Origin of the sequence: Mordavella massiliensis (genome assembly GCF_016902415.1) — a bacterium.
Classification (GTDB): domain Bacteria; phylum Bacillota; class Clostridia; order Lachnospirales; family Lachnospiraceae; genus Merdimonas; species Merdimonas faecigallinarum.
In genome coordinates this window covers 101,739-128,184 of the sequence record NZ_JACJLV010000002.1, presented here as the reverse complement: position 1 = coordinate 128,184, position 26,446 = coordinate 101,739, and the positions used below count along the sequence as shown (strand labels likewise).

The following is a 26,446-nucleotide window of genomic DNA, read 5'->3' as shown; positions in this document are numbered from 1 at the left end:
CTATTATACATATCTTCCTGGAAATGCTGTTCCATCACCTGCAGGCCGGACAGCGCCTTCTGATATGCCTCTGCCGCCTGTCCCCGGAGCTTTTCCGCCTGATCCCGGCTCTTTTTTGCCGCCTCTACCTCCTGCTGTGAAGGCGCGCTTCCCTCTTTCCTGCAGGGAGAAGGATGACTTAAGGAGCCGCAGACCGGACAGGGCAGGCCCTCTTGCAGGGTATCTGCCAGAATTCCCGCCTGAGCGTCAAGAAATGCCTGATACAGCTGTTCATATTCTGCATGAAGCTGTAAATAGGTTTTCTTTTTTCTCTCCAGTTTCAGACGCGCTTCTTCGCAGATGCTTTTCTGCTTCCGGATCTCTTCCCACCGGTTTTTCAGATCCTGCAATCCCTCCTTTTTTTCCTGCAAGTCTGTCTGCCGGCGGCCGAGCGCCTCCAGCACCGTCTCCCGGTCTCCAAAACGCTCCAGGATCTTTTCTGTGTCTTTTTTCCTCTGTTCCAGATCCTTTTTCTGCGCCTTCAGCTTTTCCTGAAGTGCTTCTTTTTTTATAAGAAGTTTCTCTTTTTCTTCTTTTTGCCTGTCAAGAATGTGAAGTTCCTCATACACCGGCAACGCGGCCCGGTAAACCGTCACAAGATCCGCGCAGGCGTCTTCGGTCTCCTGGTTCTTCTTTTCCGCCAGGCGAAGCGCTTCCCCGGCTTCCTTTTTCTTCCCGGAAGAAACCGTAAGTTCCTTCTCCACTGCAGACCATTCCGCCTGGCTTTCCTCCAGGCGTTTGCCGGCTTCCATACACTGCTCTTTCTGCCGCCAGATCTCTGTCAGCTTCCGGGTCTTTTCTTCCAGTGCTTCCAGACGCCTGGAAAGACCTTTCTCCTCCTCTGATCCGGATGCCAGGATCTGTCCCAGCGTATCAAAAACTTCTGTGTAATCCGGAACCTCCATCTCCTTTAATTCCTGCCATTTTTCCATAGCATGGAATGTATTTTCCACCCGTTCCATCTCGGTTTTTACATAGTTCTGATTCTCCTCCAGGCGGGCATAGACCTCCTGGGACCGCCGCTTTAATTCCTCCTGGACACGGGCGCAGATACCGGTCTGAAAGATCCTGGAAAAAATCTTTTTCCGGTCTTTGGATTCTGCCAGTAAAAGTTTCAGAAAATCCCCCTGGGCGATCATGGCCGTCTGGGTAAACTGTTCGGCGCTTAAGCCCAGGATCTCTGTGATCTTCTGATCGGTTTCCCGCTTTTTCCCGCGGAACACCTGTTCGTCCGGCAGGGTCAGTTCCACGCCGGAAGCTTCCTTTACCATACGGATGGTCCCGTCCTTTGACCGGCGCCTGGATGCCCGCAGGTACTCTGGATTTCTCCGGACCCGGTACACCTCTCCCTGGCAGGAAAACGTATAGTCCACATAGGTGTCCGTATCTTCTTTGGCATACTGGCTCCGCATCATCTGTCCGTCCCGGCGTCCTCCGCTGGTCCGGTCATAAAGTGCATAGGTGACTGCGTCAAAGATGGTCGTTTTTCCAGCCCCGGTATCTCCCGTCACCAGAAAAAGTCCGCCCGGCAGGTCCGAAAAATCGATCACTGCTTTTCCTGCATAGGATCCGAAAGCTGACAGTTCTAACCGCAGTGGCTTCATTGATCTTCCTCCTTTGCCTGTTCAAATATCTCATCCATGATCTTCTGCTCCTCTTCCGTCAGATCCTTCCCCTGCATTTCCCGATAAAAATCTCCAAATACTTCCTGCGGGCTTTGGATGATAAGCTCTTCCTCCAGCCCGTCCAGCTTCCTTTTTGTGCGGCTGTTTTCGATCCGCACTTCCAGGATCCGCCGGTAGACCTGCTGGAGCTGTTCTTTTGGCTTATACAGTTCCTCTTCATCCGTCAGGGTAATGCTGATGTAAGCCTCTCTCTCTCTTTGCGAAGGATTCTGCAGAACTTCCGACAGACTGCCGGATTTTCTGCAGACATCCCGAAGCGGCGTAAGTTTTAACCGTTCCACCTGCGGGCTTGTCCCCTTTTCCCCCAGCGTCACCAGATGGAGGGCCTTCTCCTGTTCCGCCTCGCTGACCGAATATTTTAACAGGGTCCCGCAGTAGCGGTACGCCTCCGCCCCCGCTTTCTGGGCGCTGTGCAGATGGCCAAAGGCGCCGTAGTCAAAGCCCCGGACAACGGAAACATCCACCTGATCCAGTCCTCCTATAGAAAAGATCTCCGAGTCACAGGTCACCGGCTCTTTGGATCCTCTGTAGAACTGGTGAGAAACCAATACATTTCTTTTATTTATAAAATCAATGCTTTCTCTACTTATAAGTTTCTCCACGGCCTCCGTATAATTTCCCGGCGGATCCTCCGGAAAAAGGTGGCGGACGTAAGAAGGCTTCACAAACGGCAGCAGATAAAAATCCACTTCCCCATACGCATCCTCAAGCGTTACCTTCTGCATCTGATCTTCTCCTGCCTCCCCGGCCAGATAGATTTCCTGATCCTTAAGAAGCGAGGCTGCATACTGAAGACGCTCCGCCGAGTCGTGGTTTCCGCTGATAATGAGGACCGGGATCCGGGGGCGGATCCTGGAAAGCCCGGTGAGAAACTCATCCCACAGTGTCACCGCTTCAGCCGAAGGCACGGTTTTATCATATATGTCGCCTGCGATCACCACGGCGTCCGGATGAATATCCTTTGCATAGCAGATCACCTGCCCCAGGATATGGGCCTGGTCTTCCCGCAGATTATAATGGTGCAGCTGCTTGCCGATATGCAGGTCTGACAAATGGAAAAATTTCATGAAAACGATCCTTTCTACTTTACATTTGAATCTATCTTACACTATAATCTTCTTAGCTATCAAGAGCTATTCTTTGTAAATATCCAGATCAGGAAAGGAGATACGTCATGCTGCGGGAAATCGATTTTGCCAAAGTATCCGACGGAAAATTTTATCAGCTAGGCGACATGGTGAAGGCGGACTGCCAGGGCTGCGCCGGCTGCAGCGAGTGCTGCCGGGGCATGGGGACTTCGATCGTCCTGGATCCTCTGGATGTTCACCGGATCTCTTCCGGCCTTGGAAAATCATTTGAAGAACTTTTGTCTTCCCATCTGGAACTGCAGGTGGCAGATGGGATCATCCTTCCCAATCTGCGCATGGCAGGCCCCGGGGAAGCCTGTACCTTTCTGAATGCAGAGGGACGTTGTTCCATCCATCCTTTCCGCCCCGGCATCTGCAGGATCTTCCCGCTGGGCCGCTACTATGACGGAAAAAGCTTTCAGTATTTTCTGCAGGTCCATGAATGTCCAAAGCCAAACAAGACAAAGGTCAAGGTCCGCAAATGGATCGACACCCCGGACGTCAAACGGTACGACGCCTACATCTGTGACTGGCACTATTATCTGAAGGGTCTGCAGGAACAGGCCGCGGCTTCCGAAGGGCCGGAACTGGTCAAACAATTAAGCATGTCCGTTCTGACGGATTTTTATGTGCGTCCTTTCCGGACAGACCAGGATTTTTACGAACAATTTTACGAGAGGTTGAATGCAAAATGAAAAAAATACTAATGATCGCAACCGGAGGAACCATTGCCTCCAAGGAAGGCGGAGACGGGCTGACCCCCGCCATGACAGGGGAAGAACTGGCGGCGAATGTGCCCGGCATTGAAGAGAAATGCGACCTGACCGTACTCCAGTTAATGAACATTGACAGCACCAATATGCGTCCCAGGCAGTGGATCATGATCAGCGATACGATCCTGTCCCACTATGACAGTTATGACGGTTTTGTCGTTCTTCACGGGACAGATACCATGGCCTACACTGCGGCCGCCCTGTCTTATCTGATCCAGGATTCCAGAAAGCCCATCGTACTGACCGGCTCGCAAAAGCCTATGGGGGACCCCTATACCGATGCGAAACTCAATATTTACCAGAGCATCCTCTATGCGCTGGACGACAAATCCTGCAGAGTTTCCATCGTGTTTAACGGCAAGGCCGTGATCGGCACCCGGGCAAGAAAGCAGCGCACCCGCAGCTTTGACGCATTTGAAAGCATGAACTTCCCGCCCCTTGCCATCATCCACGACGACCGGATCATCCGCCACTACACCGGCGTGATCCCTGAGCCCTCAGATCTGAAAGCCTATCATCATCTGGATGACCGTGTCTTTGTACTGAAACTGACCCCTGAGGTCAAAGCAAACATTTTCTATCTTTTAAAAGAAGATTATGACGCCATCATTCTGGAGACCTTTGGGATCGGCGGCATCCCGGAATACGACGACTCCTTCCAGAAAGCCATCTTTGACTGGGTGGATTCCGGAAAGACTCTTGCCGTTACCACGCAGGTCCCGGAAGAAGGCTGCGACCTTCAGGTCTACCAGGTAGGCAAAAAATACAGCGACTACCCGGGCATCCTTCAGGCCGGCGACATGACCACCGAAGCCATCGTAGCAAAGATTATGTGGGTGCTTGGCCAGACCCGCGACCGCGGCGAGATCCAGACGCTGTTTGAAAAAGTCATCAACCTGGACCGCCAGGAAGATATCCATTAAACACATTGCATACAGAAAAGCAAAAAGATAAGTTATTCCATGTGTTCACGAATAACTTATCTTTTTCATTTGTCTCCCTACAAATGGAACTCTTTCAAAAGCTGCTCCTGAAATTCCGGATCTCTGGCAGCTTTGAGGATATCCTCCGTCCTGCCCAGCTCAGATAATTTCAGATTCATTTTATTAATCGCAGCCATTCCTTCGCGGCGTCCTTCCTTACGTCCTTCCTTACGCCCCTCTTTACGGCCTTCGCGCTGACCTTCGCACCATCCTTCACGCTGGCTTTCCTGTCTGGCCTTTTCCAGCTCATCTGCGAATAATTCTCGTAATGCCTCACACATTTCTTTCGCCTCCTCAAACTGTTCACGGTTTGCTCTTACAATAATGTCCATTACGGACTGATACAATTTATCTTCTGTATGGGCCTGATATTCCTCGACCAGTCTCTCGGCTTCAGCCTCTGATCCGATCTGATCCGTAAGATGACTCAGCCAGATATTCTCCCTGAGAGATAACTGTCTGGTAACCAGAATCTGAATCGGAATGTGATCTCCAAGAACATGGTAAATACCTGCATCTTCCTGTCGGATCTGATAATGTCTCACTTCTTTTAAATACCGGATCAGTTTCCGCGGCCAGGCATGGCAGACAAATGTAATGGTAATATCCTCCATTTCGATAAAATCCGCCGGATAACTGTCTGCCTTGTAAAAACAGGCATAGGCATACACCATATAAAAATCATCGATATTCAAAGAATCTGCCGGACTTTTATACTCAACGATATTGTGTCCCCGGAAGATTCTTCCGATGTTTTTCTGAACCTGGTAATCACCGTCTTTTTTGATGATCAGAACATCAATCTGCTTTGGCCTGGTACCAAGATGATGCTCATTCTCAAACGAAAGATGTTCCCTTTCGCCGGCCAGTTCAATCTGGATCCCTGCATAGAATGCGGGATGCCACTGCAGCAGTTCCCTGCTTTTCTTCATACACCAAACCTCCTTATTCAATTGTCAGGAGATTCGCTTTTCTGAAAACTCCTGCTTAAAAATGGGATAGAAAGCACGAATTTTCCGAAAAGACAGATCTGATAGAACGATCTGCTGTATGAATAAAAGATATGGATCGTAACAAAGAAGCACAATCCACCAATAGATAATAAAAGAAAATCTATGCTTTATCTTATTTTAGCATATCAAAAAATGAGAATCAATCGGGTACAGGGTAAAATGCAATTTGGGACACCGTAAAACGCAATTTGGGACGTAGTACTTTTGCATTTTACTACGTCCCCATTCGCCTATTTCTGCACAATATTTATGATCTTCTTCGGCACATAGATCTCCTTGATAATGGTTCCGGTCAGCTTATCTGCCACAGCGGCTTTTCCGGCTGCGATGGCGTCTTCCTTGGAAATATCTGCGGAAATGGAGATGACCGCTCTGGTCTTGCCGTTGATCTGTACCGGCACTTCTACTTCGTCATCCTTCATGGCTTCTTCATCGTAGGTGGGCCATCCGGCGCGGAATACGCTGCCTTCGTGTCCTAACTGCTCCCAGATCTCTTCTGCGATGTGCGGCGCAAATGGCGACAGCAGGACTGCCATGGTGGAGAGAGTTTCTTTATCGATCCCGCCCTCTTTCTTGGCGATCTCGATCAGGTTATTGTTATGCTCCATAAATCCAGAGATGGCCGTATTCAGGCTGAAGCTTTCCAGACGGGTGGTGATGTCGTATACCAGTCTGTGGCGTTCTTTGATCATATCTTTGGTTGCCTTGATGTCTGCTTCTTTGCTGTCCTGTACCAGATTCCACAGACGTTTCAGGAAGCGGTTGACGCCGTCGATTCCCCGGTCGTCCCACTCTGCATCCAGTTCCGGCGGCCCTACGAACAGCTCATACATTCTAAGGGAATCGCAGCCGTAGTCTCTGACCAGATCGTCCGGAGATACCACATTTCCTTTGGATTTACTCATCTTAATGCCGTTCTTTCCGGTGATCATTCCCTGGTTGAACAGCTTGTGGAACGGCTCGTCAAAGTCTACCACACCGATGTCGCACAGGAATTTGGTGTAAAATCTTGCGTACAGCAGATGAAGCACCGCATGCTCCACGCCGCCGATGTACATATCTACCGGCAGCATCTCGTCTGCTTTTTCTCTGGATACCAGTTCCTTGTCATTGTGATTGTCCACATAGCGCAGGAAGTACCAGGAAGATCCTGCCCACTGGGGCATGGTATTAGTCTCCCGCTTGGCATCCGCCCCGCAGACCGGACATTTGCAGTTTACCCAGTCGTCGATGGCTGCCAGCGGAGATTCTCCGGTTCCGGTAGGTTCGTAGGACTCTACCTCCGGCAGGCGAAGCGGCAGTTCTTCTTCCGGCACCGGCACATTGCCGCAGTGCGGGCAGTGAATGATCGGGATCGGCTCTCCCCAGTATCTCTGACGGGAGAATACCCAGTCGCGCAGCTTGTAGTTCACGGTTGCGCGTCCGATCCCTTTTTCCTCAATGATATGAGGGCCTTCTTTTTTCAGGACAGAAGACTCCATGCCGTTCCATTCGCCGGAATTAATCATGATCCCGGACGCCTCGGTATAGGCTTCGGTCATATTTTCAATCTCTTTGCCGTCCTTTGCGATAACCTGAACGATCGGAATGCCGAACTTTGTCGCAAACTCAAAGTCACGGTCGTCATGGGCAGGCACGCACATGATGGCTCCGGTACCATAATCAGCCAGTACATAATCAGACAGCCAGATCGGCACCTTCTTGCCGTTGATCGGATTGATGGCATAGCTTCCGGTAAACACACCGGTCTTTTCCTTATCCTGCATCCGGTCTACGTTGGACTTCATGGATGCTTCGTAAATGTATTGTTCTACTGCCTCTTTTGTCTCGTCTGTAGCCAGTTCTTTTGCCAGTTCATGCTCCGGCGCCAGCACCATGAAGGTAGCGCCGTGAAGGGTGTCCGGTCTGGTAGTGTAGACTGTGATCTTCTCTTCTCTTCCTTCGATGGGGAAATCCACCTCAGCGCCGTAAGATTTGCCGATCCAGTCGGTCTGCATCTTCTTTACCTTCTCCGGCCAGTCCAGCTTATCCAGATCCTGGAGGAGACGCTCTGCGTATGCGGTGATCTTCAGCATCCACTGACGCAGATTCTTCTTGGTCACCTCAGCGCCGCAGCGCTCGCATTTTCCATTTACAACCTCTTCATTGGCAAGGCCGGTCTTACAGGACGGACACCAGTTGATCGGGAATTCCTTCTCATAGGCAAGGCCTTCCTTAAACATTTTTACAAAAATCCACTGGGTCCATTTATAATAGTCCGGATCTGTGGTGTTGACCTCGCGGTCCCAGTCATAGAGAGCCGCGATCTGGTTGATCTGCTCTTTGATGTGCTTAATATTCTCAGCCGTGGAAACAGCCGGGTGCACGCCCATCTTGATGGCGTAGTTCTCTGCCGGAAGGCCGAACGCATCCCATCCCATGGGGTGGATCAGATAGTAGCCCTGCTGCAGCTTATAACGGCTCCAGACATCAGAGATCACATAGCCTCTCCAGTGTCCTACATGAAGACCGTTGCCGGAAGGATACGGGAACATATCCAGACAGTAATACTTCTCCTTTTTGTTTCCATTTTCATCCACTTTGGTGTTCACCGGGTTCTTTTCCCAGATGTCATGCCATTTTTTCTCGATTGCCTTATGGTTATAAGGTACTTTTGACATTGTTTCACTCCTCACTTTCTGATGACATATGAAAAGCCTTTCCATCTCTGAAGAGACGAAAAGGCTTGATTTCCGTGGTACCACTCTTATTCATACGGACGCGGCATCCATATGCACTCATTGTCTCCTGTAACGGGAAGTCCCGCTCCTGCCTACTGCTTTCCGGTTCGGCAGAAGAACTCCAAGGCCAGTTGGGAGATTACGTTTACTGCCTCGCAGCGACCGGCAGCTCTCTGAAAACGATAGGCTCTTACTATTCCTCTTCTTCGTCTTTTTTAATATTACCTTATAAATTATACGGAGAACATTAAAATAAGTCAAGTGGTAATTTTGCTGATCTAAACCGTCTGAAAAACTCATTTTCTGGTTGTTACCTTACCCTCTTTCGTGTATAATGGATATAAGTTAATCGTACTGAGGTTTTCAGTAAATAAGATACATAAAGGAGAGTGTTTACCATGGTAAATTTATTAACAGGACCGAAAGGCACAGGAAAAACACAGATCATGATCGAGAAGGCAAATGAGGCGGCAAAGAACTGCAACGGTAATGTCGTATTTATTAAGAAGACACACCGCGACACAACAAGCGTAGACTTCAACATCCGCACCATCTGCATGGACGACCTTCCGGCCATCAAGAACACAGACAACTACATTGGATTTTTATATGGAATGTACAGTTCCAACCACGATATCGAATGCGTATTTATCGACGGCATCCTGAAACACGCTGACATCAGCCTTCAGAATCTTCCGGCAGTCATCGCTGCACTGGAAGACATTTCCAAAGAATGCGGCATCGACTTTTATGTAAGCGTAAGCGCTGAAAAGGCCGAAGTAGAAGGCGTGATCGGCGAGGGCTGCTGCTATCTGAATTAATCACACACTCTCCTGCATCAGAAGAGAATTACTACAAGGGGAAAAGGCAGGCAGTCCGGGGAAAGGGCTGCCTGCTTTCTTTTATCAGAAAAATCTGCAGGTACAAAAGAATGAGCGGGATCAAAGATGCAAAAAGAAACAGAAAACGGCGCAGGCGGAACAGGCGGATCCGCCTTGTTTTTTATGCCATTCTTCTGATTTGCGCGGCTCTGGTCCTGATTCAGGGCATCCGCGTCGTCGCGCCAAAGATCGGAAATGCCGTCGCCACACTTGCAGAATCCATCAAAGAAGCGTCAGAAAAAAAGGCGGAGGCCAAAAAAGATTCCGGAAAGGACAAGGATCTCCAGGCCGAAGCTGATGAAAAGGGAGAAGAAGCCGAACCGGAAGTCGAAGTAAAACCTCTGGTGATCAACACCGACGAGCCGGTATTTTCCGGGGAGCCCGTCTCATTGACCGTCAGTTCCATGGGAGACTGCACGCTGGGAACGGACGAAGGTTTTGCCCATTCCACCAGCCTGAACGCTTATTATGAGCAGCACGGCCCGGACTATTTCTTTCAGCATGTCCGGCCGATCCTGGAACAGGACGACCTCTCCATCGTAAATATGGAAGGAACCCTGACCGGATCCGAGAACCGGCAGGATAAGACCTACGCATTCAAAGCGCCGGCCGAGTATGCCTCCATCCTCTCCGGAAGTTCCGTGGAAGCCGCCAACCTGGCAAATAACCACAGCTATGACTACGGGGAGCAAAGCTACACGGACACGGTGCAGGCCCTGGAAAACGCCGGGATCATCACCTTCGGCTACGAACATATCAAGATCCTTGATATCAAAGGCGTAAAAGTGGGGCTGACCGGCATCTACGAGCTGGCCGGACACCTGGACAAAAAGTCGCAGATCCAGGAGAATATCAAGGCCCTCAAAGCAGCCGGTGCGCAGCTGATCATCATCAATTTCCACTGGGGGATTGAAAAAGAATACGTGCCAAACGACATCCAAAAAGAACTGGCCCATTACGCCGTAGACCAGGGCGCGGACCTTGTGATCGGGCATCACCCCCACGTACTGCAGGGCATCGAAAAATATAACGGCGCATACATCGCCTACAGCCTTGGAAATTTCTGCTTCGGAGGAAATTCCAATCCCTCTGATACAGACTCCATGATCTTTCAGCAGACCTTTACCTTCCAGAATGGAGAACGGATCATGGACGACCAGATCCAGATCATTCCCTGCTCCATCACCTCCTCATCGGACAAAAACGACTACTGCCCGGTTCCGCTGGAGGGAGAAGAAAAGCAGCGGGTGCTGGATAAGATCAACGAATACAGCCAGAAGATACAATCGTAAAATGGGGACGGGGGATTTTCAAAAATCCCCCGTCCCCATTTTAATGGTTTAAAGCGCTAAATTATCATTTCATACAGCAAGATGGTCAGCGGCATGGTTATGATACAGAAGATGACCGACATGACGTTGATGACACTGGCATATCTTACGTCCTGGTCGTAGACCTGTGCCAGCTGCGTGATCATGGCCGCCACCGGCGCTGCCACGGCGATCAGCACGATCATCAGGATGTATTCTGTGTCTGCATGGGGGAGCATTCTTCCCGCCAGTCCCAGCGCCACGGCAAAGGTCATGGGGATCAGCACCAGACGGATCAGGCAGATCAGATAAGGCCGTTTCTGCCGGAATACCCACTTCAGATCCACATCCCCGATCACCATACCGATCACCAGCATGCTGGTGGGCGTGACCACGTTGCTGAATCCTGCCACACAGGAGTCCAGGATCAGCGGCAGCCGGATCCCTCCGACAAAGAGTACAAGCCCGATCGCCAGAGCGATCATGTTGGGATTCAGAAGGATACTTTTGATATCCGTCTCATTCCGGCCTTTCAGCACGCTGACGCAGTGGGTCCAGGTCAGGATGTTCTGCACCAGCAGGAAAGCCGTGGTATAGAAAACCCATTCTTCCCCCAGCACCGAGCTGACCAGCGGGATCACCAGATACCCTGCGTTGGTGTAGATAATGGACACTTTTTCGATGCGGTTAAATCCCAGCGGTTTCCCCAGAAGCCATACCACAACGATCATGAACAGATGGGCGGCCGCAGCTGCCACGACAGCGATCGCAAGCCCTGCCGCCGTCCGCTGTGTAAGTTCGATCTGAAAAGAATCGATCATTACACAGGGAAAACAGATGTAGATCACCAGATTGGACAGAACCTTACTGTCCTCCACCTGAAAAAATCCAGTTTTTACGATTACATAGCCGATCGCCATCATCAAAAAGATGACGACGATCTGTTCCCCCAGCAAAAGACTTAATTCCATGCTATAACCCCGCTTCTGCCGTGGCAAGTTCCAGGGCAGTTACCGTATTGGTTTTCTTTCCTTCTTTATATTCTATCGTTATCTCCATGCCAGGCTCCACCCGGATCACGTCTATAAAATCCGCCACCGGCACGTCAAAGATCGCGTCAGACCCTTCCACCATCAGATAATAATGCGAAGAGCCTTCCAGTACCGCCTGGGCAACTTTCGTCACCTTACCTGTCAGTGTCTCTTCCTTTCGGGTATCCTGCTCCACTTCTTTGATGCCGTTGCCAAGCAGCAGTTCCAGATAATTATCCTCGCACTGGCCGATGCTGTCGCCGATGGCCACGATCTGGTACTGCTGTACATTGACCATCGCATACTTTTTCACCAGCCCTGCCGAATCCTTCAAAGACAGCAGATACGTGGGCGCATCGGAAATGTTTAACAGCAGCGGGAAGGTCGCTTTGTACTGCAGGTTCTGCACCTGTCCTTCCGCAGACGACATTGCCGCCGCCTCGGTGGCCCCCTCTACCTCATAATATCTGGTCTCCATGGTCCTCTGGTTGGAAAGAACAAACCCTACATTCGACTGATCCTGATTCACGCTGGTCACGCCGGTGTACATCCACACGTCATCGTCCAGCGCCAGATAATTATATCCGTCCGTAGTCTTCAGGCAGTCCTTCTGGCTGAGCACACTGTTTAAAAATCCGTGCTTCAAAGTTCCGTAATAATCAAACAGCTGTACCAGCAGATCCGCGGAATATGCCCGGTCTACCCACTGGGGCACGTCTTCGATATCATAAGTGGTCATCTCGCCGTTGATGGCGTTGCAGATCACCACTTTTCCCACCGTCTCTCCGCCAAACAGGCCGATATTGAACTTCTTCACCGGAGCGATCCAGTAGGGAACGCCTTCTTCATCAATCTCAAAACTCAGTTCCCCGTAAATGTAGGTCGGATGGGCGAACCGGAGATGCCGGTAGATATTCCGGTTAAAATGCTCGCTGGTGGTATATTTGATCCCTTCCTCAAGCTGCACCAGCTCCGTGGTCTGATCCGCCATATTGATCCGGATATAGGCCGGTATCCCTTCCGAACGGTTGGTAAACCACTTGATGATGCTGGCGTATTTCAGAGGCGTCACCCGGTAGGGCCGGTCCTGGTAGTTGATCTGGCTGTAAATGTCATCCACATCAAACTGAGACACCATATCCACCATGCTTCCCATCTTCCGGTCGCCTAAGATCACCGCAGTATCCCGGTCCAGGATCGGGATCTTCTCATAGGGAAGTTCTTCAATATCCTCTGTAAACTCGCCTTCTTCCACAGTCATCAGCTGCTGGTATTTCTTCGCGTTTACGATCGGCGAAGACAGAAGGGCGCCTGCCAGATAAATGATACCCAGCGCCAGGATCACGATCCCGAATCCCTTTAACACTTTATTATGTCTGAGTTCTGTCACCTCCGGCCGCTTTCTTCCAATATAAAGAGCAGCCAGGATCACCAGCAGGATCAGCGCGGCAAACCAGGTCTCTGATGAGTGCAGGTTGACCGCCGGCAGCGCGGCATAATAATAGATGCCGGCCGCAAGGAGCGCGATCAGAACGATCACTAATTTTTTCTTGCCTTTCATGCAAACCTCCGTTTAAAACTTATTTCTGCGGAAGGGAACGGTAAACAGCAACAGGAACGGGAAAATCTCCAGACGTCCCGCCAGCATGTCAAAACAGAACACCAGCTTGGACAATGGAGAAAACTCCGCAAAGCTTCCCAGGGGTCCCACCAGCTCCATTCCAGGTCCTACATTTCCAATGGTCGTAAGAACCGCAGAAAATGTTGTGGTAAAGTCAAAATTGTCAGCAGACACCACGATCACGGACAACATAAAGATCAGCGCATAGGCAGCCAGAAATACGAACACGACCCGCACCACATCTCCACTCACTTTTTTCCCATTGACACGGATAATATTGACAGACTTGGGGTGGAGAAGCTGCATCACTTCCCGCTTGATCCCCTTCACAGCCATGATCAGCCGGGACACCTTGATACCGCCTCCTGTGGAGGACGCACAGGCTCCCACTACCATCAGGAACATCAGTATCGTCTGGGACAGCCAGGGCCACTCCACATAGTTGGCCGTAGCAAATCCAGTGGTCGTAATAATAGAAGCCACCTGGAAGATCGCGTAGCGGAAAGAGGTCACCGGATTGCCGTAGATATAGTTAATATTTACGGTAATGATCAGCGCCGACGCCAGGATGATCCCCAGATACGTCCGGAGCTCTTCATTTTTCCATACCGGCTTAAACTCCCGCAGCAAAAGAAGGTAATACAGACTGAAGTTAATACCGAACAGGATCATAAATACCGTGATCACGCCGTCAATGTATGCGCTGTCAAAATATGCCACGCTGACCGCATAGTTGGAAAATCCTCCGGTTCCCGCGGTTCCGAAGGTATGGATCAGGCTGTCAAACAGGTTCATGCCCCCAAAGAGCAAAAGGACCACCTGGATGATCGACAGTCCAAGATACATGCCGTACAGGATCCTGGCATTGGTCATCATCTTCGGCGCCAGCTTATCCTTCTCCGGTCCTGGCACCTCCGCCCGCATCAGCACCATGGAGTTCTTATCAAAGGACGTCAGCACCATGACAAATACCAGCACGCCCATGCCTCCCACCCAGTGGGTAAAGCTGCGCCAGAACAGCATGCCCTGGGGCAGCGCTTCCACATCCGTCAGGATGGTGGACCCGGTGGTGGTAAATCCGGAAACTGTTTCAAATAACGCATCAATATAATTCGGGATGCATCCGGAAAGGGTAAACGGCAGGGCGCCGAACATGGACCATAAGATCCAGGCGCTTGCCACTACCACCATTCCTTCTTTCCCGTAAATCTCCGCCTGCTTTGGTTTCTTTCTCCCGGCCAGCAGGTAGATCACCGTAAGCACCGCCGCCGGTATCAGGAAATAGATCCCTTCCGTCTCACGGTATAACAGCGAAACAAACGCAGGAAGCAGAAGCAAAAGCGCCTCTACTCCCAACATTTTCGCAAGTATGTATCGTATCATCTTTGTATTCATAACTTTTCTTCCCGTCTCCTCTATGCCAGTATATCACTGAATTGATTGATCATCTGATTGGTGGTGACAACCACAACGCTGTCCCCGACCTCCAGGTGATCGTTACCATTCGGGATAATGATCTTGCGTTTTCTTCCGATGCAGGCGATCAGGTAATTCTTCTTGGTGGGAAGCTCCTTTAACGCCACGCCGGTGATCTCGCATTCTTTCTTAATAATAAACTCCATGGCCTTTACCCGCCCGTTCAGAAGCTGGTACATGGCCTCCACATTGGCGCTGGCATAAGAGTTATTGCGGGCGATAACATAGCTCATGATCTCATCCGCTGTCGCGCTCTTGGCGGAAATGATACTGTCAATTCCCATATCTTCCACCATCTGCGCCCTGGAATCCTCATTGACCTTGGCGATGATCTTGGGTACGCCCCGGGTCTTCGCGAACAGGGACAGGATGATATTCTCCTCGTCCATACCGGTCAGCGCCACCAGCGCGTTGCACTCTTCCAGGCCTTCTTCGATCAGAAGTTCCTGATCCGTGGCATCCCCGTGGATCACGGTTGCTCTTGGAAGAAGCTCGCACAGTTCTTCACACCGCTCTTCTTTCTTCTCGATGATCCGCACCTGAATGCCTGCCTGCATCAGCTGGGCCGCCAGGTAGTAGCACATGTGCCCGCCGCCGCAGATCAGAACCTTCTTCACCTTCCGGTTCTTCTTTCCCAGAGATTTGAAGAAGCTTTCCAGATCCTGGTGTCCGGCCGCAATATGCATCTTATCTCCAGGCTGCAGCACAAAACTTCCATCCGGGATATACACTTCGTCTCCTCTTTTTACCGCGCATACCAGGATCTTGATCTGGTACTTCCGGTAAAAATCCGCCAGTGTCATGCCGGTGATAAAGCTGTCCTCTGTCAGCTTATATTCCACCAGCTCCACTCTTCCCTTCATAAAGGTCTCCACCTTGCTGGTCTCAGGGAACAATAATACTCTTGCCGCTTCATTGGCCGCCGCAAGTTCCGGGTTGACCGCCATACTCAGATGGAGGTCTTCTTTTAAAATACCGATCTGCCGGTAATATAAGGGGTTGCGCACCCTGGCAATGGTATGCTTTGCTCCAAGTCTCTTTGCGATCAGGCAGGACAGCATGTTCAGTTCATCTGTGGACGCACATGCGATCACCAGATCTGCGTGCGGCACGTCCGCCTGTCTCTGTACTTCAATATCCACGCCATTTCCGGGAATACAGAAAATATCCAGCTGGTTCAGCGCGTCCTGCAGTTTTCCTGCGTTCTGATCGATCAGTGTAATATCATAGCCCTCTTCTGACAGCTGGGATGTCAGCTTGTGACCGACCTTACCGTCTCCAATGATTACGATTTTCATCTCTTTTATCCTCTTTTTGCTTAAATTTGTAATGATGATAATGCGGGGCGAAAAAACAGATTTTCTGGGAATATCCGTTTCCTGCCCCACAGTATAGAGATTATAGCACTTTTGTTTCAAGAAAAAAAGCCCCAAAGGGCTTTTCTTCTTAATATTAATTTTTTGCTAAAGTTACTGATTTTACAGGGATTTTACGCATCCTCTTCCGCACGTTTCTTAATCTCTGCTTCCTGCACATCGGACGGAGCCTGCTCGTAGCGTACGAACTCATAAGAGTAGGTTCCTCTTCCGCCTGTCATGGAGCGTAATACCGTGCAATATCCGAAGAGACCAGTCATCGGAATGTCTGCAACGATCTCCTGCTTGCCTCCTGCAACCGGATTCATACCCAGCACACGTCCGCGGCGTTTATTCAGGTCACCCATGACATCTCCGGTGTAATCATCCGGAACTACTACCTTAATGGAAGCGATAGGCTCCAGAAGGATCGGCGCCGCTTCCATAAAGCCTTTCTTGAACGCCTGGATCGTAGCGGTCTTAAATGCCATTTCAGAAGAGTCTACCGGATGGTAGGAACCATCATATAACGTGGCTTTTACGCCCACAACCGGATATCCGGCCAAAGGTCCTCTCTGTACGGACTCCTGCAGACCTTTTTCCACTGCCGGGAAGTAGTTCTTCGGAACCGCTCCGCCTACAACCGTCTCTTCAAATACATACGGGCTCTCCAGATCTCCGGAAGGCTCGAAGGTCATCTTCACATGACCGTACTGTCCGTGTCCGCCGGACTGTTTCTTGTATTTGGTATCCACGTCGGATTTCTTCTTAATGGTCTCCCGGAAGGCAACCTTGGGAGTCTCCAGAGTTACCTCGCATTTATAGCGCTCTGCCAGCTTGCTGACAGCCACTTCCAGATGCTGGTCGCCCATGCCGTAGATCAGGGACTGGCGGTTCTCACTGTCGTTGACAGCCTTTAAGGTCACATCCTCTGCCATCATTCTCTGCAGCGCCTGGGATACCTTGTCCTCGTCTCCTTTATTCTTGGTCACATATCTCATATATGTATACGGTTTGGAATATTCCGTCTTTCCATACAGGATCGGTGTTGTCTTGGTAGACAGGGTGTCGCCGGTCTTCGTATTGGCGAGTTTTCCGATGGCTCCGATATCGCCTGCGAACAGTTCGCTGACTTCCACCGGTTTATTTCCGATCATGGTGTAGATCTTGCCAAGCTTCTCATCTGCTTCGGAATCTGCATTGTAGAGCACATCGTCTCCTTTCAGAACGCCGGAGCAGACCTTGATAAAGGAATATTTTCCGATAAACGGATCCACCATGGTCTTAAATACATACGCAGACTTTGCTTTTGCGAAGTCATAGTTTGCCTCGTAGATCTCGTTGGTCTTGCGGTTGATGCCCGCGCACTCTCTCCAGTCGGGACTGGGGAAAAATCTTACGATATCAGACAGCAGGTTGGCAACGCCCTGTGCCTGAAGATTGGATCCCATTGCCACCGGAACGATGGATCCTTCCATTACCTCGGTACGCATAGCCGCACGGATCTCTTCTACGGAGAACTCTTCTCCTGCAAAGTAACGCTCCATAAATTCATCGCTGGTCTCTGCCACTGCCTCCAGAAGCTTCTCTCTATAGATCTCCAGGTTCGGCTTGCAGTAATCCGGGATCTCGCACTCTTCTCTCTGTCCGATACCAGTGTAACGGCGTCCCGCGTTCTTGATAACATTGACATATCCCACCAGCTTCTCATTCTCGCGGATCGGCTGGAAATGCGGCGCGATCACCTTGCCGTAGCGGTCGGTCAGATCCTGCACCACCTGACGGAAGCTGGCGTCGTCCACATCCATCTCTGTCACGTAGACCATACGGGGCAGATTATACTTGTCGCAGAGTTCCCAGGCTTTTTCCGTTCCGACTTCCACGCCTGCTTTACCGGATACTACGATAACGGCCGCGTCCGCAACGCTGACTGCCTCTTCTACTTCTCCTACAAAATCAAAATATCCCGGAGTGTCCAGAACATTGATCTTCGCTTTTTCCCATTCGATCGGCACCAGAGTTGTGCTGATGGAAAATTCACGTTTCTGCTCCTCTTTATCAAAGTCACTGATCGTATTTTTGTCTGTAACCTTTCCCATACGAGTCGTGGCCCCTGATACGTATGCCATTGCTTCGACCAGGCTGGTTTTTCCGCATCCGCCGTGTCCAAGCAGGACTACGTTTCTAATTTCGTCCGTTCTGTAAACCTTCATATTGTGCTGCCTCCTTATTGGTAAAATCTCATGTGTACATTGTACTAAAAAATTGACAATATTACAACTGATTTATGCATTTTTTACAATCTATACAGCTTTTTTGCTTTAAAGTGGCAAAGTATTGACAAAGCCGGTTTCCAAAGGTTACAATATTTTCTGTATGAGCCTGGAAAGGAAACATGAAAATATGAAGATGAAAATTGGTTTTATCGGCCTGGGCCTGATCGGCGGCTCCCTTGCAAAAGCTATCCGCCAGTACTACCCGGACTGTGAGATTACAGCATTTGATAAGAATAAAGAAACACTGGCACTGGCTACCCTGGAGTCTGTCATCGACGTCGCCGCCACGTCCCTGGACGATAATTTTTACGGCTGCCGCTATCTCTTTTTATGCGCGCCGGTCTCCTGCAATACCGCCTATTTAAAGCAGCTGGCCCGGTATCTGGACGGAGACTGTATCTTAAGCGATGTAGGCAGCGTCAAGGGACAGATCCACCGGGAGGTGGAAAGGCTCGGGATCGGAAAACATTTTATCGGCGGGCATCCCATGGCCGGCTCGGAAAAGAGCGGCTACGCAAACTCCAGAGCCATGCTTCTGGAAAATGCCTATTATGTGCTGACGCCGGGAAAAGAAGTGCCGGAAGAAAAGGTCCGCGCCTTTCAGGAATTTCTTGAGAGCCTGAAAGCCCTGCCTGTCCTTCTGGATGCAGACACCCACGACAAAGTTACCGGAACCATCAGCCATCTGCCCCATATCATCGCGGCAAGTCTGGTGGAACTGGTCCGGGACACCGATACCGGCGAAGGACTGATGAAAACCCTGGCTGCAGGAGGATTTAAAGATCTGACCCGGATCGCCTCCTCTTCGCCTGTCATGTGGCAGCATATCTGCGAACAGAACAAAGAGCATATCACGGAGATCTTAAGCGGATACATCCGTTCTCTGGAAACCGCAAAGGAGCACATTGCCGCCGGCGACGGCCAGTGGGTGTACCGGCTTTTCGACCAGTCCAGGAATTACCGCAATTCCATCTCCGATGCGTCCGCAGGCCCGATCAAAAAGGCCTACGCCGTCTACTGCGATATCATTGACGAGGCGGGCGGGATCGCGGCCATTGCCACAATCCTGGCTTCCGGCGGGATTAATATTAAAAATATCGGCATCGTCCACAACCGGGAATTTGAAGAAGGGGTTCTGCGGATTGAGTTCTATGAAGAGACCGCCTCCAAAAAGGCGGCGGAACTGCTGCAGAAATACAGGTATATTGTTTATGAGCGTTAGAGACATTCATCCATCCAGACAATTAAAAGGAGAAATACTGGTTCCGGGAGATAAGTCCATCTCCCACCGGGCCGTCATGTTCGGCTCCCTGGCAAAGGGCGATACCCGGATCTCTCATTTCTTAAGCGGCGCGGACTGCCTGTCCACCATCTCCTGTTTCCGCAAGATGGGGGTGCCCATCGAAATGGAAAAAGGCCAGGTGCTGGTACACGGAAACGGACTTCACGGCCTGCGCGCCCCTGAAGAGGTCCTGGACACCGGAAACAGCGGCACCACCACCCGGCTGATCGCGGGGATCCTGGCCGGCCAGTCCTTCCCCAGCGTTCTTTCCGGGGATGATTCCTTAAATTCCCGTCCCATGGGACGGATCATGACTCCCTTAAATCAGATGGGCGCGCACATCACCAGCATCCGGGAAAATGGATGCGCCCCCCTTCGCATCGAGCCCGGCAGGCTTCACGGGATCCATTATACGTCTCCGGTTGCCTCTGCACAGGTAAAGTCCGCGGTTCTGCTGGCAGGCCTTTATGCAGAGGGAGAAACTTCCGTGACGGAGCCGGCGCTTTCCCGGAACCACACGGAACTGATGCTTCAGGGCTTTGGCGCTTCTCTTACTTCCACCGTCCATCCGGACGGGACCGCCACTGCCTCCGTCCTTCCCTGCAGCGAATTGTTTGCAAGAGACATCCGGGTGCCGGGGGATATTTCTTCTGCCGCTTATTTTATCGCGGCAGGGCTTCTGACCCCGGGGTCTGAGATCCTGGTAAGAAATGTGGGGCTGAACCCTACAAGAGCCGGCTTTCTGACTGTCTGCCAAAACATGGGCGCAAAGCTGTCCCTGCAGAACAAGACCACCCAGGGCGGGGAAGAGATGGCGGACATCCTGGTTTCTTCCGGGCCGCTGCACGGAACTGTGATCGAAGGCTCCCTGATCCCTTCTCTCATCGATGAGATCCCCATCCTGGCTGTGATGGCGGCCTTTGCAGATGGAACGACCGTCATCCGGGACGCGGCGGAACTGAAAGTCAAGGAAACCAACCGGATCGACACAGTAACAGAAAATCTGTCCGCAATGGGAGCGGACGTCACCCCCACGGAGGACGGCATGATCATCCGGGGCGGAAAAGCCCTTCACGGCGCACAGATCCACTCCCACCTGGACCACCGGATCGCCATGGCATTTACCGTGGCGGCGCTTGCTGCGGACGGTCCCTCCTCCATCCTGGACAGCCAGTGCGTGGATGTGTCCTATCCCGCCTTCTTCCAGGAGCTGGACGCACTTTGCGGGCGTTAAGATACGGATATCCTCCTACTGCAAGATAAGAAAGCGAGCATTTTTATGAAAAAATCTTCTGCAAAATCTTCTGTGATCACGAAACTGATCCTGACCATGCCGGTGCTTTCCGGTATCATGTGGGGCTCCGGCGGCATCTTTGTCCGCCGTTTCGATGCCCTTGGCATGGATAACTTTACCATGCTTTTTACCAGGATCATCGTAGCCGTCGCCCTTCTGGGAGCCGGGCTTTTCTTCTATGACCGCTCCCTTTTAAAAATCCGGCCAAAAGATCTGTGGGTCTTCTTAGGCGGCGGGGTCCTTGGCATGTTCGGGATCAACCTGACTTATAATGAAGCCATTAAGCACGGAACGCTGGCGCTTGCCTCCGTGCTTCTTAGCATGTCTCCCCTTTTTGTCGTTACTTTTTCCGTCCTTTTCTTCCATGAAAAGATGACGCTCCAGAAAGGCGTCTGCATGACGGTGGCTCTCCTGGGCTGCGTGCTGGTAAGCAGAGTGCTGGAAAGCGGCGCCGGGGCGGATCTTTCCCCCATCGCCGTCGGCTGCGGGATCGGTTCGGCTTTTTTCTATGCCCTCTACAGCATTTTCAGTAAAGCCGCCATGGAACGGGGATACCACGCCCTGACCATCACATTTTACTGTCTCCTGGCGTCTCTTCTCGCCCTGATCCCCGGCACCAACTGGGGGCTCATCGGCGTGACCATAGAAAAAGGCGGAAGCCTGATGCCGCTTTTTATGCTGGCACACTCTCTGGTCACTTCCGCCCTTCCTTATGTATTTTACACTTCTTCCTTAAGTTTTATCGACGCAGGGACCGCGTCTATTCTGGCCGCCAGCGAACCGGCGGCCGCCATGCTCTTTGGTTTCCTTGTCTTTTCCGAGGAACCGACGCTCCTGTCTGTATCAGGCCTGATCCTCACGACCGCGGCAATCATTGTTCTTGGCCGTTCTCAGAGCCAGTCGTCTTGAGATGCTTTCCCTGGAAACACTTTTTACCAGGTCAAGAAGCGTAGACGACAGGGTCACGGTGATCAGGGAAAATGCGATCTTGTGGACCGGCAGGTACGTAAGCGATAAGAGAAGGACCGTCACATCGGTAAAGAGATACGCCGCCGCGATCCGGCACTTCAGCGCCTTGGATATGGCCATGGCAAGCGCGTCGTCTCCGCCTGAGGAGGCGCCCTTTCTCACCACCAGTCCCACGCCCACACCGATAAACAGCGCCCCGGCAATGGCCGCCAGAAGCGGACTTCCCGACAGATCCGGAAAAAGATAGGGAAGTCTCTCCCACAGGAAAAACCATCCGGCCAGGCAGACCGACGCAAACGCGGAAGTCTTCAGGAAATCCTTTCCCAGCATCCGGAAAGCCAGCAGATAACAGCAAAGGTCCAGAGCCGGCGAAGCAATGGCCGCCGGAATGTGGAACCAGTGATTCAAAAGCAGGATCATGCCCAGCACGCCGCCCTCTGTGATCCCCGTCCTCTGATGCACGTTATGGAGCCCGAAAGAAGCGATCGCAGTACCGATCACAATACAGACAATGGTCCCCGGGGTAAATACTCTTTTCAGATCTTTTACAACTGCGGAAGCGATCCGCCGAAACATAGTATCATTCCTCCTGTTTTTTATCTCATCACAAGAATAAACCCTGGTATGATACCAGGGTCAACTCTTTTTTTCTTCTTTTTTCTATTTTTTATCCAATCCGGCCCTCTTTGATATATCCGGCCAGTTCCTTTGCATAATAAGTCAGATAGCTCTGAGCGCCGGCACGGAAAGCCGCCACTGCAGTCTCACATACGATCTGGTCTTCCAGGATCCAGCCTTTTTCTGCCGCCGCCTTGATCATGGCATATTCTCCGCTGACGCTGTAGGCGGCGACCGGAAGATTTGTGGCTTCCTTTGCCTTGGCGATCATATCCAGATAGGCAAGCGCCGGCTTGACCATAACAATATCTACGCCTTCCTCTTCATCCAGCAGAATCTCTTTGATTCCCTCCCTGCTGTTATGATAATCCATCTGGTAGCTTTTCCGGTCCCCAAATGCCGGAGCGCTCTTTGCCGCATCACGGAAAGGCGCATAAAATCCGGAGGCATATTTTACCGCATAGGACATGATCGGAATATCTTCATATCCTTCTGCGTCCAGAACCGTCCGGATCTTTCCCACCCGGCCGTCCATCATGTCGGAAGGAGCGACCATGTCCGCACCGGCCTGCACATGAGAGAGGGCCGTCTTAGCCAAAAGTTCCAGAGTGGAGTCATTGTCCACCTCACAGCCTTTAAGCATCCCGCAGTGTCCGTGAGAGGTATACTCGCATAGGCAGACGTCCGTAATATAGTAAAGATCGGGAAATCTTTTTTTTGCCTCCCAGAGCGCCCGCTGGATCACGCCGTCTTCGGCATAGGCCTGACTTCCCTTTTCATCCTTATAATCCGGAATCCCAAAGAGCATGACCGCCCCTACTCCCGCATCGCTTAACTTCTCCAGTTCCTCATACATCCTATCTACACTGTAACGGTACTGTCCCGTCATAGAAGGGATTTCTTCCCGGATTCCCTCTCCGTCACGTACAAACATGGGATAGATCAGGGATGCCTGATCTATTCTGGTTTCCCGCACCATTTTCCGAAGTATTTCTGCTTTTCTTAATCTTCTGGGTCTTTTTATCATCTGTCTTTCTGTATCCTTTCTACTAATTCTGTCAGACTTTCTATCGTAGCCTTCTCGGCCATCCGGCAATTCATGCCGTAGCTTTCTGCCGTCTCCATGGTCTGCCGTCCGATGCAGGCGGCAGTAAATCTGGTATAGTCCGCCCCCTCACTGACCGCGGCAAAACCGTGGACCGTGGAGCTGCTGGTAAACGTCACACAGTCAATCCTCCCGGCGTCAATCTCCCGGCGGATATCCAGCGCCTGACACGGTTCATATACGGTCTCATAGGTCGGAATATCCTCCGTCCGGGCTCCTGCTTTTTCCAGGATCTCTGTAAGTTTAGGATTGCCGGATGCCGACCTGGGGATCAGGATCCTTTTCCCTTTGACGTCCAGGGCTTCCAGACTTCGGGCCAGGGCTTCCCCTTCATAGGTTTCCGGCATCAGATCTGCCCGGATGCCATATTTTCCAAGCGCCTTCCTTGTTCCTTCTCCGATCACGGCAAAACGGGCCGGATAAGTATTCCTGATATCCAGGCCATGTTCTTCCAGGTACTCGAAAAAGACGCGCACACCGATCTGGCTGGTAAATACGATCCAGTCGCAGCTTTTTGTTTCCTTCAGGCACTCTGCCAGTCTGTCGCTTTTTACGGCACGTGTGTTGATCGCCGGAACCTCCAGCACCTCCGCGCCTTTCTTTCGCAGTCTTTCTGCCATAGAAGAGATCAGCTCTCTTGGCCTCGTCACCAGTACCCGCATCCCAGAAAGAGGAAGCTTCTCATACCAGGAAACCTCTTCTGACAGCCGGCACACATGGCCCACTACAATGATGGCCGGCGGCTGGATCTCTTCCTTCCGGCAGGCTTCTAAAAGCTCTGCAAGCGGCGCTGATACTTTTCTCTGTCCGGCCAGGGTTCCCTCCTGTATGACAGCAGAGGGCATCTGCGGATCCATCCCCGCATCAAGGAGCCCTTTCACGATATCGGGAAGCGCCGTTACCCCCATCAGAAAGACGAGGGTCCCCCCGGCCCGCACCAAAGCCGGATAATCACACTCCAGCTCTCCGTTCTTCTTTTTATGCCCGGTCACGATATGCAGAGAGGAAACATAGTCCCGGTGAGTCACCGGAATTCCTGCATAGGCCGGAACAGCCAGGGCGGACGTCACTCCTGGAATAACCTCGAAGGGGATTCCCGCTTCCTTCAGCTTTAGCAGTTCTTCTCCGCCTCTGCCAAACAGGAAGGGATCCCCGCCCTTCAGCCGGACAACCTTTTTCCCCTGCCGGGCTTCTTCCACCAGGATCTGGCATATCTCCTCCTGCGGGATCGGATGGTGCCCGGAGATTTTCCCCACATTCACGGCTTTCTGATCCGGACGGATCCTGGCCAGAATATCCCGGCCCACCAGATGATCGTAAACCACCACGTCCGCCGACTCCAGCACCTTCTTGGCCTTACATGTCAAAAGTCCGGCGTCTCCAGGTCCTGCGCCTGCAAGCCATACTTTCCCTGTCTCTTTATGTTCCATCACACTCCGGTGCCTCCCTTTCTTCCATACTTTCTCTCCATTTCCTCTGCCAGAAGGACGCCGATCTCTTCCGCATCCTCCGGCCTTCCTTCTCTGCTCCCGAGAGCATAGGAATCTTCCTCTTCTATATAATAAAGTCCCTGCAAATACAGCCTGTCTTTTTCTACTCTGGCATAGGCTGCCACCGGTGAAGAGCATCCCCCGTCCAGATACCGGACAAAGGCTCTCTCTGCCAGAGCTTCCAATCCGGCCCCCTCCTTTGCCAAAGTCTCCAGGAACCCATAATCCTCTCCGGCGCGTCCCTGGACAGCCAAAATCCCCTGTCCGGCCGCCGGAAGGATCTCTTCCGCAGAAAAATACCGGCAGATCCGATGTTCAAGCCCCAGCCGCTTTAAGCCTGCCGCAGCCAGGATCAGTGCATCGTATTCTCCCCGGTCCAGCTTCTCAAGCCTGGTCAGGACATTTCCCCGGATACTCCGAAACTCTGCCTGCGGGAACAGCCTCTCGCCCTGGATCCTCCTTCTGAAGGAAGAGCAGCCGATCACGCCCCGGCCCTTCCAGGGCTTTCCGCCCTCCGGCAGCACCAGCACATCCCGGACATCCTCTCTTTTGGTATATCCCAGGATGGGGATCCGGGAAGACTCTTCCATCGGCATATCCTTTAAGCTGTGGACCGCCAGGTCGATCCTGCCCTCGAGAAGAGCGCGGTCCAGTTCCTTGACAAACAGCCCCTTACCGCCGATCTTATCCAATGTCACGTCCAGCCGGCGGTCCCCGGTGGTTTCCATCGTGATAAGCTCCAGCTCAATCTCCGGATGGGTTTCCCGGATTGTATCCATCACAAGTTCTGTCTGTATCACCGCCAGACGGCTTTTCCTGCTGCCGATTCTGATTTTCCTACTCATCATGCTTTTGTCTCTTCCTCTAGTTTTATTAATATCTTTTCGATTTCCTCCCGGGCTCTTTTCGCCTTCCCATGGTCCCGCCCGCTGGCTGTGACTCCGGCTGTCAGATCCCCGCACACCGCGGTTCCCGGGAAATAGAAATCGCACAATTCCTTTTTGTGGGACACATTGACCGGAATCCCACGTCTCCTGCACTCATCTGCTGCCTGTTCATTGCAGGCCGGATCATCCGTGGCCGCCAGCACAAGATCCGCATCCCGGATCAATTCCGGCGCATACCGGGTTTTCAAATGGGTGACCATTCCTTCTTTTATATACCCTTCAATCTCTTCCGTCACCTCAGGCGCGATCACACAGATCTGCCCCGCAAATGACAAAAGCGTCCTGATCCGCCGTCCCGCAATGCGGCCTCCGCCGATGACCACTACCTTCTTTTTTGATAGATCAATAAACATTGGAAAAAAAGGCTTTTCTTCATATCTTTTCATTTTCAGTTGCGGTCCTTTCTTCCTCCCTGATATAATGACAACAGTGCAATTTTCTTTTTTGCACC

The 26,446-nt window shown here is 51.6% G+C and carries 21 protein-coding genes and 1 other annotated feature; of the genes, 7 read left to right on the top strand and 14 right to left on the bottom strand.

Annotation, left to right across the window (positions count from 1 at the left end; all coding sequences use genetic code 11):
- Together H6A13_RS01225 and H6A13_RS01220 are read right to left on the bottom strand one after the other, a co-directional pair.
- A partial coding sequence (locus H6A13_RS01225) for an AAA family ATPase (RefSeq protein ID WP_204907797.1) occupies positions 1-1,643 on the bottom strand: 1,643 nt, incomplete at its 3' end.
- Complete coding sequence (locus H6A13_RS01220; RefSeq protein WP_204907796.1) at positions 1,640-2,791, bottom strand: exonuclease SbcCD subunit D; 1,152 nt, start codon at positions 2,789-2,791, stop codon at positions 1,640-1,642. The genes H6A13_RS01225 and H6A13_RS01220, both read right to left, overlap by 4 nt.
- Positions 2,792-2,898: 107 nt before the next feature.
- Between H6A13_RS01220 and H6A13_RS01215 the strand changes: the two genes are divergently transcribed.
- Both H6A13_RS01215 and H6A13_RS01210 read left to right on the top strand, forming a co-directional pair.
- The gene (locus H6A13_RS01215) at positions 2,899-3,546 is read left to right on the top strand and encodes a YkgJ family cysteine cluster protein (RefSeq protein WP_204907795.1); all 648 of its coding nucleotides are present in this window, start codon (positions 2,899-2,901) and stop codon (positions 3,544-3,546) included.
- Positions 3,543-4,547, top strand: coding sequence for an asparaginase (locus H6A13_RS01210; RefSeq protein WP_204907794.1), 1,005 nt, complete (start codon positions 3,543-3,545; stop codon positions 4,545-4,547). The genes H6A13_RS01215 and H6A13_RS01210 overlap by 4 nt, the downstream gene beginning before the upstream one ends.
- A gap of 77 nt (positions 4,548-4,624) precedes the next feature.
- Here the strand turns inward: H6A13_RS01210 and H6A13_RS01205 are convergent, their stop codons facing one another.
- Positions 4,625-5,539: a FliH/SctL family protein gene (locus H6A13_RS01205; protein ID WP_204907793.1), complete on the bottom strand. Its 915-nt coding sequence runs from the start codon at positions 5,537-5,539 to the stop codon at positions 4,625-4,627.
- A gap of 311 nt (positions 5,540-5,850) precedes the next feature.
- On the bottom strand, positions 5,851-8,280 hold the full coding sequence (leuS, locus tag H6A13_RS01200; protein ID WP_204907792.1) for a leucine--tRNA ligase: 2,430 nt from the start codon (positions 8,278-8,280) through the stop codon (positions 5,851-5,853).
- A 48-nt stretch (positions 8,281-8,328) separates the two neighbouring features.
- Positions 8,329-8,556 (bottom strand) — a binding site (T-box leader).
- A 182-nt stretch (positions 8,557-8,738) separates the two neighbouring features.
- Between leuS and H6A13_RS01195 the strand changes: the two genes are divergently transcribed.
- The gene (locus tag H6A13_RS01195) at positions 8,739-9,161 is read left to right on the top strand and encodes a P-loop NTPase family protein (RefSeq protein WP_204907791.1); all 423 of its coding nucleotides are present in this window, start codon (positions 8,739-8,741) and stop codon (positions 9,159-9,161) included.
- A 110-nt stretch (positions 9,162-9,271) separates the two neighbouring features.
- Positions 9,272-10,513, top strand: coding sequence for a CapA family protein (locus H6A13_RS01190; RefSeq protein ID WP_204907790.1), 1,242 nt, complete (start codon positions 9,272-9,274; stop codon positions 10,511-10,513).
- A 56-nt stretch (positions 10,514-10,569) separates the two neighbouring features.
- On the opposite strand, the gene H6A13_RS01185 is transcribed toward H6A13_RS01190, so the two are convergent.
- The 5 genes from H6A13_RS01185 to H6A13_RS01165 all read right to left on the bottom strand — a co-directional run bounded on the left by H6A13_RS01185 (position 10,570) and on the right by H6A13_RS01165 (position 18,227).
- A complete protein-coding gene (locus tag H6A13_RS01185) occupies positions 10,570-11,502 on the bottom strand; it encodes an AEC family transporter (protein ID WP_204907789.1) in 933 nt (310 codons plus the stop codon).
- Between the two features lies 1 nt (position 11,503).
- The gene (locus H6A13_RS01180) at positions 11,504-13,123 is read right to left on the bottom strand and encodes a CvpA family protein (RefSeq protein ID WP_204907788.1); all 1,620 of its coding nucleotides are present in this window, start codon (positions 13,121-13,123) and stop codon (positions 11,504-11,506) included.
- A 12-nt stretch (positions 13,124-13,135) separates the two neighbouring features.
- On the bottom strand, positions 13,136-14,578 hold the full coding sequence (locus tag H6A13_RS01175) for a TrkH family potassium uptake protein (protein WP_204907787.1): 1,443 nt from the start codon (positions 14,576-14,578) through the stop codon (positions 13,136-13,138).
- 20 nt (positions 14,579-14,598) lie between these two features.
- Positions 14,599-15,957 (bottom strand): Trk system potassium transporter TrkA, encoded by a 1,359-nt coding sequence (gene trkA / locus H6A13_RS01170; RefSeq protein ID WP_204907786.1) that lies wholly within the window; start codon positions 15,955-15,957, stop codon positions 14,599-14,601.
- Positions 15,958-16,148: 191 nt separating this feature from the next.
- The gene (locus H6A13_RS01165; protein WP_204907785.1) at positions 16,149-18,227 is read right to left on the bottom strand and encodes an elongation factor G; all 2,079 of its coding nucleotides are present in this window, start codon (positions 18,225-18,227) and stop codon (positions 16,149-16,151) included.
- Between the two features lie 190 nt (positions 18,228-18,417).
- Here H6A13_RS01165 and H6A13_RS01160 point away from each other — a divergent pair, with 190 nt between their 5' ends.
- From H6A13_RS01160 to H6A13_RS01150, 3 genes are read left to right on the top strand one after another with little or no spacing between them, the layout of a single operon-like run.
- On the top strand, positions 18,418-19,512 hold the full coding sequence (locus H6A13_RS01160; protein ID WP_204907784.1) for a prephenate dehydrogenase: 1,095 nt from the start codon (positions 18,418-18,420) through the stop codon (positions 19,510-19,512).
- Positions 19,502-20,806 carry a 3-phosphoshikimate 1-carboxyvinyltransferase gene (gene aroA / locus H6A13_RS01155; RefSeq protein WP_204907783.1) on the top strand — a complete coding sequence of 435 codons (1,305 nt, stop codon included), beginning with the start codon at positions 19,502-19,504 and terminating at the stop codon, positions 20,804-20,806. Before H6A13_RS01160 ends, aroA begins: the two co-directional genes overlap by 11 nt.
- Before the next feature lie 45 nt (positions 20,807-20,851).
- Positions 20,852-21,775, top strand: coding sequence for a DMT family transporter (locus H6A13_RS01150; protein WP_204907782.1), 924 nt, complete (start codon positions 20,852-20,854; stop codon positions 21,773-21,775).
- Here the strand turns inward: H6A13_RS01150 and H6A13_RS01145 are convergent.
- From H6A13_RS01145 to H6A13_RS01125, 5 genes are all read right to left on the bottom strand, one after another.
- Positions 21,710-22,411 (bottom strand): YitT family protein, encoded by a 702-nt coding sequence (locus H6A13_RS01145; protein WP_204907781.1) that lies wholly within the window; start codon positions 22,409-22,411, stop codon positions 21,710-21,712. The genes H6A13_RS01150 and H6A13_RS01145 overlap by 66 nt on opposite strands.
- Positions 22,412-22,502: 91 nt before the next feature.
- Positions 22,503-23,480 carry a porphobilinogen synthase gene (gene hemB, locus H6A13_RS01140; RefSeq protein WP_204907780.1) on the bottom strand — a complete coding sequence of 326 codons (978 nt, stop codon included), beginning with the start codon at positions 23,478-23,480 and terminating at the stop codon, positions 22,503-22,505.
- The gene (gene cobA, locus H6A13_RS01135; protein ID WP_204907801.1) at positions 23,477-24,988 is read right to left on the bottom strand and encodes a uroporphyrinogen-III C-methyltransferase; all 1,512 of its coding nucleotides are present in this window, start codon (positions 24,986-24,988) and stop codon (positions 23,477-23,479) included. Before cobA ends, hemB begins: the two co-directional genes overlap by 4 nt.
- A complete protein-coding gene (gene hemC, locus H6A13_RS01130; protein ID WP_338042976.1) occupies positions 24,988-25,896 on the bottom strand; it encodes a hydroxymethylbilane synthase in 909 nt (302 codons plus the stop codon). Before hemC ends, cobA begins: the two co-directional genes overlap by 1 nt.
- Complete coding sequence (locus tag H6A13_RS01125; protein ID WP_204907779.1) at positions 25,893-26,381, bottom strand: precorrin-2 dehydrogenase/sirohydrochlorin ferrochelatase family protein; 489 nt, start codon at positions 26,379-26,381, stop codon at positions 25,893-25,895. The genes hemC and H6A13_RS01125 overlap by 4 nt, the downstream gene beginning before the upstream one ends.
- Positions 26,382-26,446 lie beyond the last annotated feature (65 nt).